We start from the raw sequence: 14,782 nt of genomic DNA on the forward strand, positions 1-14,782 counted from the left end.
TCGCCCCCTTTCGCTCGCTGCCGATTCGCTGCGAGCCGGGCTTGTGCTTCTCGAAACTCCCTCATCCGCTTCTGTGCAGCGGTCTCCTTCACGTTCTCGGTCATGTGGTCCCCCTTTCGGGGTTGTGATTGTTCAGTTGGAAGTGGAACGGTGCCCCTGATCGGGCCGGGATCAGGGGCACCGGGTCTAGTGGTGCGTCACGCAGCAGCGGTCTTCATCCACCCATGGACAAGAAGTGCTTCGGCTGCCTCGCGAGGGTTCGAATGCTCCGCGATCGCAGCGGCGAGCTCGTCACGAATGCGCAGCCACTCAGCGAGCGACCGCGGCTCCTCGAACTGCACTTCACCCACGGGCGGACTGAAACTCAGCCGGCCCGTGCGGATCAGCTCGGCCTCTGCCATGTCGTCCGCGAGGGCGAAGAGATCCGGGCGCGAGTTCCGCACCTGTAGCTCCGAGCTCTGCTGGAGGACTGCTGTCGGGTTCGCTTCGACGTAGCAGTCCCGGACGTGTCGAGCGATCTTCCCGGTCTTGCTGATCGGGATGCCGTTCTTCACTGCCCAGGCTCGGACTGCACCCGGATTCGGATTCATCTCGAGCGCGGTCACCGCTCCCGCTCCTTCATTGCCGCGACCTCTGCAGCAAACTCCGGGTCGGAAGCCAGAGCGTCACGGAACGCACGAAACGTCTGACTGAGGTTGCGCAACATATCAGCCACCGACGCATACTCGGTGTCGATCTCGTCGGGCCGGTTGATCCACCATTCAGACCAGTCGGGCATCCAATTGGAGATCGGTTGACCCTCAACGTTCACGGCCAAAAGCATGCCGTGACCAACCTCACGCGTGTGATTGGTCGGGTCTTCGATGTGGAGATCGGTCGGCGTCTCGCACCAACCAAATCGGCAGGCCATCAGATGTCCAGCCGCTGCAGTTCGTCGTCGACCTCAACGGGCCGGCGCAACACTTTTGGTTCGGCACGCAACAACCCTGCTGCGGAGATGAGATCGCGAGCGAGATCGAGCATCGTCTGCGCCACGTCCGAGACCTTCTGGCTGTCGATCTCGGATGGCAGATACACGCTCGGCCTGCCCCCTTCGAAGATTTGCAACAACCCGTTATGCAGTTGCCCGACCCCGTACAGCTCCACGTTGCCGATCGAGTGGGAGAACGAGAAGATCGTCCCCTCGACTTCACTATCGATCTCAGAGAAGCCGACCTCTTCCGCCCACCTGGGGACGGCTGCCGAGATCTCCGGGTGGCTGGCGAGGAAGGCCGCCGCATGCTCCTCCCAGCCCTCGTCGCGGCTTGTTGGGGGTGGAGTTGCCGCTGTACTCCCCACCCCCACATCCAACAAGGTGCGATTGTCTGTGGCTTCTGCGATACTCGTATGAGTAGTCATTTTTCGATCCCTTCGAATGTGGCTTTGGCTCAGACCCGGTTGCCCCCGGGCTGGGCCTTCTTTTTTGGTCAGACTGCAACGCGCATGTCGGTGCGCGTGTGAACGTTCTCGTCGAGATGAGCGAGAACGTCTGCTCGCCGGTATCGGACCTTGCCGCCGAGCTTGATGAAGCGCGGGCCTTTGCCCAGGTAGCGATCGTTCGCCAGCGCTGCCGTTGAAACCTGCAGGTACTCCGCAAGCTGCTCCGGGGTTAGAAGCTCATCCATGGAGCTCTCCTTTCTTCGTTCGCTGATTTGGGCTTCACCGGTCGGTGAGCCCGAAGTCTTTTGTTTTGTTGTCCGCAGCCCCGCGATCACCACGCCTGCCAAGCGGCCAGTGCGAACGGGTACTCAATACGGCGATTTTTAGTTGTCGTCTCTCCGTACGCGCCCTGTGGCTCAGGGGGCCGGCGAGAGATTGAGTTTGTCTGAGCCATGCGTGCTTATCTGGCTCATTTGTGAGAGTACATGATTTGAGCCAGTCTTGCAAGAGCCAGTCAGGCATGCCGACCTCGCCGAGTGGGATACTAGGCGCATGACGTCTGTGAAGATGACCTCCGACCCGCTCGATCTGGGCGATGACCTTTGGGTAGCCGAGAGCTTCCGCGCGACCACGTCCATCCAAGATTCCGAGGCCACGGTGGAGATCGATGTGGTCTTCAGTGACGAAGCGGGGAGATACCTAGTCGATCGAGTCGCGGCGCGCCGTGGCCCCGCCCCCACTGAAGAGATCACTGGTGCTCTGCTGCGCGAGATCCGTGTTCAGGAGATCATCCAGCAGAGCGCTCTCGGAGTGGTGTGGTTCAGCGATCCGCGTCGGGGCATGATCTCAAGCAAGTGGGGACTGACCTTCATGCGGCGGATCGCAACGGTCGATGGCCGAGCGCAACCTGAGCATGTATCGATCGCTGCTCGGATCTACCGCATTGCCACGATCGTTGGGCTGCCTCCGCTTCGGACGGTCGCGGAGAAGCTAGGAATCAGCCAGAGCACGGCGACTCGACTCATTTCCAAGGCGCGCGAGGCGGGCCAAGTTCTAGTGGCACGCGCCCCGGGAAGCGCAGCAACAACTGAGGTTGATTCCTCCGGCTTCGAATCTCTGACGCTTTCTTCGCCAGACGGCAGCCCCGACGTTTGGGTTGACCTCTGGAGAATCGAAACGGGAGCGGTGAAGGTGCGAATCAACGGACAAGAGATCGAAGACACCTTCGCCTCGCGAGATGCCGCTCTCGAGGCAATCCAACGAAACCAAGAGAAGGTGGCGCAGGTCTATGGAGACCTGACGCCAGTCGGATCTACTCATGGCAACGATTGAGCCGTACACCGCGCGTGGCAAGACGCTCTACCGGGTGCGCTACCGAACACCTGATCGCAAGCAGACGTCCAAGCGGGGGTTCACTACCAAGCGCGATGCCCGCGAGTTCCTGCACAGCATTGAGATGTCGAAGTCCCAGGGCACGTTCATCGACCCGGCAGACAGCAAAGCGACGATCGCAGCTCTGGGCGCTGAATGGCTCAAGGGGCAGTCTCATCTCAAGCCGTCTGCCCTGAGGCCCGTCGAAAGCGCCTGGCGACTGCACGTAGAACCGCACTGGGGGCGACGACGCATCGGGGAGATCAAACACAGTGACGTTCAGGTCTGGGTGACTGAGCTCACCGGCAAGCTGTCCGCATCATCGGTGCTGCGCATCTACGGCGTGCTGGCCGGCATCCTCGACGTGGCCGTGAAGGACCGGCGCCTGCCGTCCAATCCGGCGCGCGGTGTGAATCTGCCCCGCAAGGGGAAGTCGAGCAAGACCTACCTTTCCCATGATCAGGCTGCATTGCTGGCGGCGTCTGCCCGTCAGCATGCCCTGCTAGTCGATGTGCTGGCCTATACGGGACTGCGGTGGGGTGAGGCGACCGCGCTGAGGGTTCGGCATGTCGATGTCGTCAGGCGGCGTCTGGCGGTCGAAGAGAACGCCGTGATGGTCGGATCGAACATCCATGTAGGTACACCCAAGACGCATGAGTTCCGCTGGGTGCCGTACCCCGAGTTCATCGCCGATCGCCTGCACTCGATCGTCGCGTCTCGACCCTCGCTCGACTCGCTGATCTTCGGAGACGGGTTCGATCACCTTCGCCTGCCCAACTCTCGTGACGGCTGGTTCGCGGCGTCCGTGAAGCGGGCTCAGGCCGAAGATCCGAAGTTTCCTCGCGTGACGCCGCACAGTCTGCGCCACACTGCAGCATCACTCGCGGTGTCCGCAGGGGCGAACGTAAAAGCCGTGCAGCGGATGCTCGGGCACGCTTCGGCGGCCATGACCCTGGACGTGTATAGCGACCTGTTCGACGACGACCTCAACTCAGTGGCGGTCGCACTCGATCGAGCCCGTTCCAAAGTGAATGTGTCCAAAGACGTGTCCACGGACTGAATTTGGGCAAAGAAAAAGCCCCGCTCTCCCAATGAAACAAAGGGAAGCGGGGCTATTCCTAAATGGCGGTGACGGTGGGATTTGAACCCACGGTAGGGGGTTACCCTACACAACTTTTCGAGAGTTGCACCTTCGGCCGCTCGGACACGTCACCGCGGACTAGCTTACGACAACCCGGGCCACGGCGCGAATCGACGGGGTTTTCCCCGGCCGCGCCTCGGTCGGCCGCCATCTCCCCTGGTTAGGATGACCTAAGGAATCAGGCACGGAGGGGACGCAATGGGCTTCATCAGGTCAGAGGCGCTGGCAGAGACCGGCTACGTCGTGCTCGACGACCACGACCAGGCATCCGACCCCGCCGAGTGGCTCGATCTCGAGTACATCGGGTGGCGCTCGTCGGGCGTCACGCGCTTCGCCCCGCTCGCGAGCTATGCCGGCGCGATCGAATGCAACGGATTCTGGAACCACACCCCTCCTCGCACCGATAAAGACGGCGTGTGGGTCGAGTCGCAGGTCGCTATCGCGCCGACCCTGCAGCGCCGCGCCCTCGAACCCGGTGCCGGAGTCGGCCGCTGCCGCGTCATCGAGCTGCAGCCCAACGAATACGCCGACGCCGTCTACAACCTGCACCAGGACGACAACAACCGCCTCAACGAAGACGGCACCGGCTGGGTCGTGCGCGGCTACTACAACCTCTCCGACGACACCGACTCGCTGCTGCTCCTGCGCTCCGATCGGTTCGACCCGGCGACCGAGATCCGCCTGCCGCTGCGCGAGGGCTCGCGCATCATCGTCGACACGCAGCGCTTCTGGCATGCGGTCTGGCACCGCGGCACGACTCCGCGCTACGCCCTGATCACGTCGTGGACGTCCGGCCCCGAGCTCGATGCCTACATCGAGGCGAACCACGGCGACCCGCACCCCGCGACGGTCGAGCTCGACCCGCAGCTCGTCGACGACGCGCAGGTCGAGCTGCACCGCCGCATCGAAGAGCGCCGCCGCGTCTTCGAAGCCCAGGGCATCGTGATGGAGCCCCGGGCCGACCTGAGCATCTGACGGGGACGCTCACCGCGTTTCGTCTCGTCGCTGCGCTCCTCGCTCACCGACCGAGCCGCACCGCGCCACCCCCCGAACCGCCACCCCGGGGACCGTCCACACGTACCGTCTCCAGGACCGAGGCACGCCTGCAGGATCGGAACCCCGATTTCGAGAGGGCATCCGTGCCTGCGTCCTGCACACGGACACGAGGTTCGGAGATCGTCACCGCGCCAGCGCGCACACCTCGAGATGCAGAGACCCACACACCGCACGAGACGACGGATGCCACGACGCGGCGCGCCCGTCATGCGACGCTGAGCCCGCGGGGCCGGCCCCGCGGACGCGGATGACCGGCGGCTACCCCGATACGGTGCGCCCCTCTTCCAACCTGACGACCCGGTCGACGGTTCCTGCCGGAGGGGCGACGTGCGAGATCAGCAGCACCGACTGCTCCCCCGCCGCCTGAAGCAGGTCGCGCAGCAGGGCATCGGATGCGTCGGGATCGACCCCCGCGGTCGGCTCGTCGAGCACGAGCACCGGGAATCCCCGCAGGAGCGCTCGAGCCAGGGCGATGCGCTGCGCCTGACCGCCCGACACGAGGCCGCCCCGGTCGCCGACCCGTGCATCCAGTCCCCCGCGCTCGCGCACCCACGACCCGAGTCCGACCCGGTCGAGCACGGCGAGCAGCTCATCATCGGTCGCATCGTCGCGGGCGAACAGCAGGTTCTGCCGGATGTCCTCGTCGAACAGCTGTGGACTCTGCTCGCACAGCCCGATCGTGCGGCGGAGCGCGGGACCCGACAGCGCCGCAGCATCCATGCCGCCCACGGAATACTCGCCCTCGACCCGCAGGAATCCGACGAGCGCGGCAGCCAGAGAGCTCTTGCCCGCCCCACTCGGCCCCGACACGAGCACGCGCTCGCCCGGATGCAGATCGAGATCCACTCCACGCAACGCCGACGCCCCACCGGGCCACCACGCCTGCACGCCCCGCAGCCTCAGCGCCGGGACGCCGACGATCTCGGCATCCTCGCCGTCGTCCGACCGCAGTTCGCCCGGCACCTCGGAGGGCAGCACGTCGACGATGCGCTCGGCGCTCGACCGCACGCTTCGCCAGGATGCCGCCGCGATCGGCACCGCGCCGAAGACCTCGAACACGACCATGGGCACCAGCACAGCGACAGCCAGCCAGGGCCCGTCGATCGCACCGGTCTGCAGACCCGGCGCGGCCACCGCCAGTGCCCACACCGATGCAGCACCCGCCACCGCAGACACGACCCCGGCGGCGATCGCCTGCGCGAGCGAGGCGGTGCTCACGGCGCGACGCAGCTCGGCATCCGCCTGTCGCACGCGCTCGCGGGCCTGCGGCTCAGCTCCATAGGCGAGCAGCACGTCGAGCGAGCCGAAGTAGTCGATGAGCGCGGCGGACAGATCTCCGCGGCGACTCGACACGGCTGCCTCGGCGCGGGAGCCGAACAACCAGCCGAGACCGATCGCCGCAGCGGCCGCGATGACCAGACATGCCGCGAGGGTGAGAGCCGCGGGCACCGACACGAACGCGAGGAACCCCACCGCGCCGAGCGCCACGAGCCCCGACACCGCGAGCGGTTGAACCACTCGCAGCGGCAGATTCTGCAGATTCTCGACGTCGTCGACCAGAGCCGACAGCACCCGTCCGTGGTCGGTGCGTCCGAGCCCGGCAGGCGACAGCGGAGTCAACCGCCGCACCATGTCGGCACGGGTCGACGCGAGCTGACGCAGCGCCGCATCGTGTCCGCTCAGACGCTCGAGGTAGCGCGTCACGGCCCGCGACACCGCGAAGAACCGCACGCCCACCACGGCGATCGACAGAGGTACGAGCGAATCCACGATCGACGCGCTGACGATCAGCCAGCCGCTGACCGCGAGCAGGCTGACCGCGGCACCAGCCGAGAGGAAGCCCCAGATCAGGCCAGGGAGGAAGCGACGAACAGGCGGCTGCGCCAGGCGAAGGATGCCGCGGATGCGACCGGAGTCGGCGCTCATGCGCTCACCCCCAGCTCCACGACGTGGTCGGAGATGTCTCTCGCCGACCGGCGGTGCGAGACGAGCAGCACCGTCGCGCCGGCATCCGCGCGCGCACGCAGCGACGCCCAGAGCCGCGCTTCGGTCTCGGGATCCAGCGCGCTGGACGGCTCGTCGAGCGCCAGCACCGCGTCGAGGCGACCGGCCTGCCGATACAGCGCCCGTGCCACCGCGACCCGCTGCGCCTGGCCACCCGACAGCCCGCTGCCCTGCACGCCGAGTTCGAACGTCGGATCCAGTTCCTGCGCGCACGCATCGTCGAGTGCACGGCGGATGCGGTCGCCATCCGGGTCCGCATCGCCCAGCGCCACGTTCGCCGCGATCGTGCCTCGGCTCAGCTGAGGGCGCTGCCCGCTCCACGCCAGCCACTCCGACGGCGCGAGCTCGCGCACATCGACACCGCCGATCGCAGCCGAGCCCTCGAACTCGACGGCGCCGCGCAGGGCCGCAAGCACACTCGACTTGCCCGCGCCGCTCGGTCCTTCGATCAGCGTGATGGTTCCAGGAACGGCTGTGAACGAGACGGGCGGCAGATCGCGCACGCGCAGACCCGAGACGACGAGGTCTCGCGCGCTGCCCGTTCGCAATTCAGCATGAACACGGCCGAAACCAGCGCTCAGCTCTTCTTCCGGCACCGTGCCACGGTTCCGTGCTGAATTGTGAACGCCGACGACGCGAGCCTCCGCCGCGTCGAGCACCTCGAACACGTCCTCCGTCGCCGCGACCCCCTCGGACGCGGCATGGAACTGCACGCCGACCTGGCGGATCGGCAGGAAGGCCTCGGGGGCGAGCAGCAGCACGAACAGCCCGACCTCGAGCGACAGGTCGCCCGACAGCAGCCGGAATCCGACGGCCACCGCGATGAGCGCCACGGCGAGTGACGCCAGCAGCTCCATCGCGAAACCGGACAGGAACGAGAACCGCAGCACCTTCATGGTCTCGCGGCGGTACTCGTCGGCCGTGGCCTCGATCTGGGCGGCGGCCCGCCGCTCACGACCGAACAGGCGCAGCGTCGAGAGACCCTGCACCGTGTCGGCGAACCGGGCCGCGAGTCGCTGCAGCGTCTGCCACTGCGTGCGCTGCACCGTGCGGGTCGCGATGCCGATCAGGATCAGGAAGAGCGGGATCAGCGGGAGCGTGATGATCGCGGTGAGTCCGCTCGGCCAGTCCTGCCACCACATGACCGCCACCAGCACCGGCGTCGCGATGACCGTGAGCACCAGCTGCGGGATGTAGCGCGCGAAGTACGCGTCGAGTGCCTCGAGCCCATGCCCCGCCGTGACGGCGAGCCCCGCCTGATTGCGCTGCGCGAGCCAGCCGGGCCCGAGACGCCCGACTGCCGCGATCAGCGCAGCCCGCAGCTGCATGCCCGTCTTCGCCGCGGCACGGGTGCCGGCGGCATCCGAGGCGGCGATCAGCACGCCCCGCAGCGCTGCCAGACCGAGCAGCCACAGGAGAGATGCCGTGACATCGCGCCCCGCGAGCACGCCGGTGACGGCCTGCGTCAGCATCCACGCGAACGCCACTGTGACCGCCGTCTGCACGACCCCGATCGCGCCGGACAGCAGCAGGAATCCGCGCGCGGCACTCGCATACCGCAGCAGGCGGATGTCGACCGGCTTCACGAGCGCACCTCCCGCGCCACAGACACGAGCGAAGACACTCCGATCGCAGTTCGTGCCGCGCCCCGAACAGGGATGCGGCACGAACTGCGACCGGAACAGGAGTCAGGTCTCACGCGTGCGCCGGAGCCCCCTCGATCGAGCTGCGGGTGACGCGTTTGCGGAAGATCCAGTAGGTCCACGTCTGGTACGCCAGCACCAGGGGCAGTGCGATCAGGGCGGTCCAGCTCATGATGGTCAGCGTATACGGCGTGCTCGATGCGTTCTCGATCGTGAGGCTGAAGGCCGGGTCGATCGTCGACGGCATGACGTAGGGGAACAGCGCCGCGAACAGCATCACGACAGCGGATGCCACAGTCACAGCGCCGGCCGTGAACGCGCGCCCGTCACGTCCGCGCAGCGAGAACAGGACCGAGGCGATGAGCGCCAGCGCTGCAAGGAGCCCGCAGCCGACCACCATGAGCATCAGTGGAGACTGGCGCCCCCAGGCGATGCCGATGGTCCAGATCACGGTTCCCGCGGCGGCGAGCACCGTCGGGCCGGCGGCGAGCTTCACCAGTCGACGAGCATCCGCGTGCACCTGTCCGTCGGTCTTGAGCGAGACGAACAGCACGCCGTGCAGGAAGAACAGCAGCAGCGTCGTGACGCCGACCAGCAGCGCATACGGGTTCAACAGGGCGAAGAAGCCGCCGACGTAGATGTGGTTCTCGTCGATCGCCACCCCCTGCACGATGTTGCCGAAAGCGACGCCCCACAGCAGCGCGGGCACGGCAGAGCCGATCACGATCATCCGGTCGAAGCCGCGCTTCCAGGCCGCGCTCTCGCGCTGGTGCCGGTACTCGAACGACACGCCTCGCAGGATGAGCGCGAGCAGGATCAGCAGCAGCGGCAGGTAGAACCCGCTGAACAGCGTCGCGTACCACTCGGGGAACGACGCGAACAGGCAGGCGCCGGCGACGATGACCCAGGTCTCGTTGAGATCCCAGATCGGGCCGATCGTGTTGATCACCTGGCGACGAGAGACGTCGTTCTTGCCGAGGAACGGCAGCGACATGCCCACGCCGAAGTCGAACCCGTCGAGCACGAAGTAGCCGACGAAGAGGAAGGCGACGATCCAGAACCACATGTATTCCATGACTGATCCCTTTCTCAGTACACGACAGACGGGAGCTGGGCCGTCTCCTCGTGGGGCTGCTCTTCGGTGTCCGGGCCCTTCTGGGCCGCGCGGATGATGAGGCGGATCTCGACCACGGCGAGCGCGGCGTAGATCGCGGTGAAGGCGATCAGCGAGATGAGGACCTCGACGCCGCTCACACCCGGCGAGACGCCGTCCTGCGTGGTCATCAGGCCGAACACGATCCAGGGCTGCCTGCCCATCTCAGTGAAGACCCAGCCCATGATGTTGGCGACGAGCGCGAGCGGGAACGACCAGATCGCGAGCTTCCACATCCACGGCGCCGGCGGGTTCTTGGCGCCCTTGCGGGTGACCCAGAGGCCGACCACGGCGACGAGGGCTGCGGCCATGCCGAGGCCGATCATCCAGCGGAACGCCCAGTACGTGACCCACAGGATCGGGGCGAACTCGGTGAGGCCGGTGTCGGCGAACGTCGTGGCGTATTCGGCGTTGAGGTCGTTGATGCCGTGCACGCAGGCGTCGAAGGTGTGCGTCGACAGCAGTGACAGCAGGTACGGAACACGGATCGAGAACAGCTCGGAGCTGCCGTCGGGGGTGCCGAGCGTGAACAGGCTGAACGAGGCATCGGGCCCGCAGACCGTGTTGAACGTGGCTTCGGCCGCGGCCATCTTCATCGGCTGCGCGGCGTACATCGCGAGGCCCAGCTGGTCGCCGGTGAGCACGACGCCGGCGGTCGAGACGATCATCGCCCAGAGCCCGAACTTGAGCGAGATGCGCATGGTGTCGAAGTGCTGGCCCCGTGCGAGGTGCCAGGCCGAGACCGAGATCACGACGCCGGCGGCGAACATCAGCGCACCGAAGATCGTGTGGGGGAAGGCGGCGAGCGCGACGGGGTTCGTCAGCAGCGCCCAGAAGTCGGTGAGCTCGGCGCGGTTGGTCTCGGGGTTGAAGACGTAGCCGACCGGATTCTGCATGAACGCGTTCGCCGCGATGATGAAGTACGCCGAGAGGATGCTGCCGATCGAGACGCACCAGATCGTGGCGAGGTGCAGCTTCTGCGGGAGCTTGTCCCAGCCGAAGATCCACAGGCCGATGAACGTCGCCTCGAAGAAGAACGCGAGCAGCCCCTCGAAGGCCAGCGGAGCGCCGAAGACGTCACCGACGAAGCGGGAGTAGTCCGACCAGTTCATGCCGAACTGGAACTCCTGCACGATGCCGGTGACGACGCCCATGGCGAAGTTGATCAGGAAGATCTTGCCGAAGAACCGTGTGAGGTGCAGGTACTGCACCTTGCCGGTGCGCACCCACGCGGTCTGGAAGATCGCGGCCACGAGCGCCATGCCGATCGTCAGCGGCACGAACAGGTAGTGGTAGACGGTCGTCAGACCGAACTGCCATCGAGACAGGACCAGCGGGTCGAGCCATTCCATGAGCCACTCCTTCTTCCGTGCCCGTATTCTTCCGTGCCCCGGGTGCCACGCTAACGACGTGCCCGCTGCCCTCGTGGGGCCGCAGACCGTGAATAAGACAGATGCTCGCCTAGGCGGCGGTCATCTCCGTCAGGCGCAGCTGCACCACGCACTCAGCAGGCACAGCGCAGTCCGCCGCGAGGGCGGGGGTGCGCACGGCCTCGGCAGCGAGCGGCCCACCGGCTTCGGTGAGCACCCCCTGCATGAGGCCGAGGTGCACGGAGCACAGCATCGGACGGTCTTCGGCGCGACCCGCGGCGTGCGGGCACGGGCTGAGATCGACGGTGAGCTGCTCGTCATCGACGACGGGCTCGAAGCCGCTCTCCTCCAAGTGTTCGATCAGGGCATCCAGCTGATAGGTCGCATCGCGACCCAGAGCGGATGCCGACGCAGGAAGGACTCGGCGCAGCAGATCGCCGCGGGCGGCGGCCGCCTTCGCCTTGTTGCGGGCGATGGGGCTGGAGGCATCCGCTGCGCCCGTCACCGCACTGTAGAGCGTGCGCGGGCGACCGCGGGTGGTGCGGTGCTCGCTGGCCTGGATGACGTAGCCGCCCTCGATCAGACGCTGCAGGTGCTCGCGCACCGTGTTGGGGTGCAGCCCGGTCGCCTCGCAGAGCTCGCCGATCGTTCGCTCCGCGCGCGTCCGCGTGCCGTCGTTCTGCGCCGAGCCGCCCTCGAACAGCGCGTGCAGGATCCGCACTCGCGAGAAGGTCGAGATCGGCCCGCAGACGGGCCCGCCGTTGGCCATGACTCCAGTATTCCGTGGCTGCTGCGCGACATCGAGGGGTTGGGCCGTGAATAATGCCCGAACCGATAGGGATGTCTGATCCCGGCGATAGCCTGGCTGCATGGCCACCCGAAAACCTGCCCCTCCCGCGTACGTCTGCACCGAATGCGGGTGGACGACGGCCAAGTGGGTGGGTCGGTGCGCCGAGTGCCAGCAGTGGGGCACCGTGCAGGAGCAGGGCGTGCAGACCGGCATCCTGAGCCGCATCACCCCGCTCGCGCCGACGGCGGCGAAGGCCGCCCGCCCGATCACGCAGATCACCACCGAAGACGCCCCGCGCCGCACGAGCGGTGTCGGCGAGTTCGACCGCGTCCTCGGCGGGGGAATCGTGCCCGGTGCGGCGATCCTGCTCAGCGGCGAACCGGGTGTCGGCAAATCGACGCTGTTGCTCGAGGTCGCAGCGCAGGCGGCTCGCGCGGGGCGTCGCGTGCTCTACGCGAGCGCCGAGGAGTCTCCCGCCCAGGTGCGCCTGCGCGCGGAGCGCACCGGTGCCCTGCACGACGAGCTCTACCTGGCGAGCGAGACCGATCTCGCGACGATCCTCGGCCACATCGACGAAGTGGCACCGCAGCTGGTCATCGTCGACTCGGTGCAGACGGTGTCGTCGTCGCTCATCGACGGCGCGGCCGGTCAGCCGAGTCAGGTGCGCGAGGTGGCGGCGACTCTCATCCGCGTCGCGAAAGACCGCAGCCTGCCCATCATCCTGGTCGGCCATGTCACGAAAGACGGCACGGTCGCCGGCCCCCGAGTGCTCGAGCACCTGGTCGACGTCGTCTGCCACTTCGAGGGCGACCGACAGACCTCACTGCGCTTCATTCGAGCGCTGAAGAACCGCTTCGGGCCCACCGACGAGGTCGGCTGCTTCGAGATGACGGGTGCGGGCATCTCCGAGGTGCCCGACCCCTCGGGCCTCTTCCTCTCGCAGGGCGCGACGGAGCCGGGCACGTGCGTCGCCATCTCGCTCGAAGGTCGACGGGCGCTGCCCGTCGAGGTGCAGGCGCTCACCATCAACACGACCGCACCCAACCCCCGTCGTGTCGTGCACGGACTCGACTCCTCCCGCGTGGCGATGGTGCTGGCGATCCTCGAACGCCGGGCGGGAATCAAGACCAGCACCCTCGACGTCTACGTCTCGACCGTGGGCGGGGTGCGCTTCACCGAACCGGCCGCCGACCTGGCGATCGCGATCGCCGTGGCAGGGTCCATCCAGCAGATCTCCGTGCCGCGCACGGTCGCCGCCGTCGGGGAGCTCAGCCTCGCGGGCGAGATCCGCCCGGTGACCCAGTCGGCGCAGCGCCGGTCGGAGGCCGCGCGGCTCGGCTACGACCAGGTGGTCGACGATCGCTCGAAGACTCTGCGCGCGGCACTGAACGACGTGCGCGCCCGAAACACCACCCGGCGCAGCGACGCAGACATCCCGCCGTTCTGAGCGCGATCCCACCGCAGCGCCGCCGGGTCTCAGGCGTCGAGCGCCTTGAGCAGCTCGTCGGGCGCGGCCTGCATCGGATGCGGCCCGGCGATGTCGAGGAAGACAGTGGTGATCGGGTGCGCGGCGAGGAACTTGCGCAGCCAGTCCGCGGTGTAGATCCCCACCCCCGGGGGCAGGTTCGCCGGCTTGTTCTTGGCGTCGCTGAACAGCAGCAGCGCCAGATCGCCCGACTTCGGGTCGCGATAGGTCCAGACCTCTCCGCTGTCGAGCGGATTGTCGCGAGCACCGGGCTTCACGAGCGGCACGACCGTGGTGCCGTGGCGCAGCGCCAGAGCGACCGCAGCGATGTCCTGCTTCTCCAGCGCCTGAGCGAGGGCATCCGACCGGAAATCCTCGGGTGCGGGTGCGCTCTTCGCTGATCTCGACTTCTTCGCTGCCATGCATCCAGCATATTGAGCGGATGGCGATGCGCGTCCCGAAACGGGAGGAGAGATGGAAAGGGGCCCTCTCGAGTCATCCATTGGGGACTGGGGTACTCGAGAGGGCCCTCGGACCCTCGGGCGGCATGTCGAAGCGCTGGGGACGCTGTGCTCGACGCCACTGGGGATGGCATGCGCCGCAAGTCTGCGAGGGTCACTTCAATGGTATCCCAAAGAACGACCAGTGTCACCCGAAACTGAGTGCAGGACTGTATTCGAGACGTTTGGCCAGTTTCGGCGTCAATAGAGCAGGATCTGCTTCGTGGTCGTGCCCTTGAAGCCACCGATCTCGACGGCGACGTGGTACGACGCTCCGCCGCCGGGTGCACGCGGACGATTCTCGTCGGCGCAGGTCTCGACGCTCGAGCGGGTGCGATCCCAGGTGACCGGCACCTTGCTCGTCACGGTCGCGCCGGCCGGAAGCGTGGCGACCATGCTGCTCGGATTCTCCTGGCAGTCGGTCGACGTCCACCAGACGTCGGATCCGCTCGACACCGTGAGCCTCTGGGTCGTCGACCCCACGTCGATCGCACAGTCGGTCGAACCGCGGTTGGTCAGCGAGATCGACAGCTGCGGCATGACCCCGGGGTCGTATGCGTCAGCATCGGTGACAGCAGCCACCTCGACGTCTCTGGCTTCGCACGCGACGATCCCCGGAGTCTCCTCGGCCGACGACTCAGGCGCGGGCGACTCGGCTGCGGGCGACTCGCCCGCGGTGGGATCGGGTGTCGGCGACTCCGGCGCAGACGCCGATGCGCTGGGCGATGGCGTCGCCTCGGCGGCATTCGCCCACGGACGAGCCACGAGCAGCCATACCGCCACGCCGACGACCGCGACCACCAGGATCGCCGCGACGAGGGTCACCAATCTCCGGCGACGATACACGGCGGCGGAGTGACGAGGCATTAG

15 protein-coding genes and 1 tRNA gene are annotated in these 14,782 nt (G+C 67.0%); 4 read left to right on the forward strand and 12 right to left on the reverse strand.

All coding sequences use genetic code 11. From position 1 onward, the window contains the following. Window positions 1-197: 197 nt before the first annotated feature. From AC04ME_RS15125 to AC04ME_RS15140, 4 genes are all read right to left on the reverse strand, one after another. Window positions 198-605 (reverse strand): Lsr2 family DNA-binding protein, encoded by a 408-nt coding sequence (locus AC04ME_RS15125; protein WP_475435801.1) that lies wholly within the window; start codon window positions 603-605, stop codon window positions 198-200. After that, on the reverse strand, window positions 602-823 hold the full coding sequence (locus AC04ME_RS15130; RefSeq protein WP_475435803.1) for a hypothetical protein: 222 nt from the start codon (window positions 821-823) through the stop codon (window positions 602-604). Before AC04ME_RS15130 ends, AC04ME_RS15125 begins: the two co-directional genes overlap by 4 nt. Before the next feature lie 86 nt (window positions 824-909). Beyond that, window positions 910-1,398, reverse strand: a complete 489-nt coding sequence (locus tag AC04ME_RS15135) for a hypothetical protein (RefSeq protein ID WP_475435805.1) — start codon at window positions 1,396-1,398, stop codon at window positions 910-912. Window positions 1,399-1,466: 68 nt separating this feature from the next. Next, a complete protein-coding gene (locus AC04ME_RS15140) occupies window positions 1,467-1,757 on the reverse strand; it encodes a helix-turn-helix transcriptional regulator (RefSeq protein ID WP_475435914.1) in 291 nt (96 codons plus the stop codon). Between the two features lie 214 nt (window positions 1,758-1,971). On the opposite strand from AC04ME_RS15140, the gene AC04ME_RS15145 reads away from it, so the two are divergent. Both AC04ME_RS15145 and AC04ME_RS15150 read left to right on the forward strand, forming a co-directional pair. Next, window positions 1,972-2,751 (forward strand): hypothetical protein, encoded by a 780-nt coding sequence (locus AC04ME_RS15145; protein ID WP_475435807.1) that lies wholly within the window; start codon window positions 1,972-1,974, stop codon window positions 2,749-2,751. Then, window positions 2,738-3,850, forward strand: a complete 1,113-nt coding sequence (locus tag AC04ME_RS15150; RefSeq protein WP_475435809.1) for a tyrosine-type recombinase/integrase — start codon at window positions 2,738-2,740, stop codon at window positions 3,848-3,850. The genes AC04ME_RS15145 and AC04ME_RS15150 overlap by 14 nt, the downstream gene beginning before the upstream one ends. Window positions 3,851-3,913: 63 nt before the next feature. Here AC04ME_RS15150 and AC04ME_RS15155 read toward each other — a convergent pair. Next, window positions 3,914-4,004: transfer RNA gene (locus AC04ME_RS15155), tRNA-Ser, on the reverse strand. Between the two features lie 125 nt (window positions 4,005-4,129). On the opposite strand from AC04ME_RS15155, the gene AC04ME_RS15160 reads away from it, so the two are divergent. Next, on the forward strand, window positions 4,130-4,906 hold the full coding sequence (locus AC04ME_RS15160; protein ID WP_475435811.1) for a hypothetical protein: 777 nt from the start codon (window positions 4,130-4,132) through the stop codon (window positions 4,904-4,906). A 339-nt stretch (window positions 4,907-5,245) separates the two neighbouring features. Here the strand turns inward: AC04ME_RS15160 and cydC are convergent, their stop codons facing one another. From cydC to AC04ME_RS15185, 5 genes are all read right to left on the reverse strand, one after another. Beyond that, window positions 5,246-6,913: a thiol reductant ABC exporter subunit CydC gene (cydC, locus tag AC04ME_RS15165; RefSeq protein WP_475435813.1), complete on the reverse strand. Its 1,668-nt coding sequence runs from the start codon at window positions 6,911-6,913 to the stop codon at window positions 5,246-5,248. Continuing rightward, window positions 6,910-8,577, reverse strand: a complete 1,668-nt coding sequence (gene cydD / locus AC04ME_RS15170) for a thiol reductant ABC exporter subunit CydD (protein ID WP_475435815.1) — start codon at window positions 8,575-8,577, stop codon at window positions 6,910-6,912. The genes cydC and cydD overlap by 4 nt, the downstream gene beginning before the upstream one ends. 109 nt (window positions 8,578-8,686) lie before the next feature. Beyond that, window positions 8,687-9,709 (reverse strand): cytochrome d ubiquinol oxidase subunit II, encoded by a 1,023-nt coding sequence (cydB, locus tag AC04ME_RS15175; RefSeq protein ID WP_042539938.1) that lies wholly within the window; start codon window positions 9,707-9,709, stop codon window positions 8,687-8,689. Between the two features lie 14 nt (window positions 9,710-9,723). Then, window positions 9,724-11,139: a cytochrome ubiquinol oxidase subunit I gene (locus AC04ME_RS15180; protein ID WP_042539936.1), complete on the reverse strand. Its 1,416-nt coding sequence runs from the start codon at window positions 11,137-11,139 to the stop codon at window positions 9,724-9,726. Between the two features lie 109 nt (window positions 11,140-11,248). Next, window positions 11,249-11,926, reverse strand: a complete 678-nt coding sequence (locus AC04ME_RS15185) for a helix-turn-helix transcriptional regulator (RefSeq protein ID WP_475435817.1) — start codon at window positions 11,924-11,926, stop codon at window positions 11,249-11,251. A 100-nt stretch (window positions 11,927-12,026) separates the two neighbouring features. Between AC04ME_RS15185 and radA the strand changes: the two genes are divergently transcribed. After that, window positions 12,027-13,394, forward strand: coding sequence for a DNA repair protein RadA (gene radA / locus AC04ME_RS15190; RefSeq protein ID WP_042539932.1), 1,368 nt, complete (start codon window positions 12,027-12,029; stop codon window positions 13,392-13,394). Window positions 13,395-13,423: 29 nt separating this feature from the next. On the opposite strand, the gene AC04ME_RS15195 is transcribed toward radA, so the two are convergent. Together AC04ME_RS15195 and AC04ME_RS15200 are read right to left on the reverse strand one after the other, a co-directional pair. Continuing rightward, complete coding sequence (locus AC04ME_RS15195) at window positions 13,424-13,834, reverse strand: hypothetical protein (RefSeq protein ID WP_042539930.1); 411 nt, start codon at window positions 13,832-13,834, stop codon at window positions 13,424-13,426. Between the two features lie 279 nt (window positions 13,835-14,113). Continuing rightward, window positions 14,114-14,779, reverse strand: a complete 666-nt coding sequence (locus tag AC04ME_RS15200) for a hypothetical protein (protein ID WP_079113548.1) — start codon at window positions 14,777-14,779, stop codon at window positions 14,114-14,116. Window positions 14,780-14,782 lie beyond the last annotated feature (3 nt).

It is taken from the genome of Microbacterium sp. LjRoot205 (genome assembly GCF_056175745.1).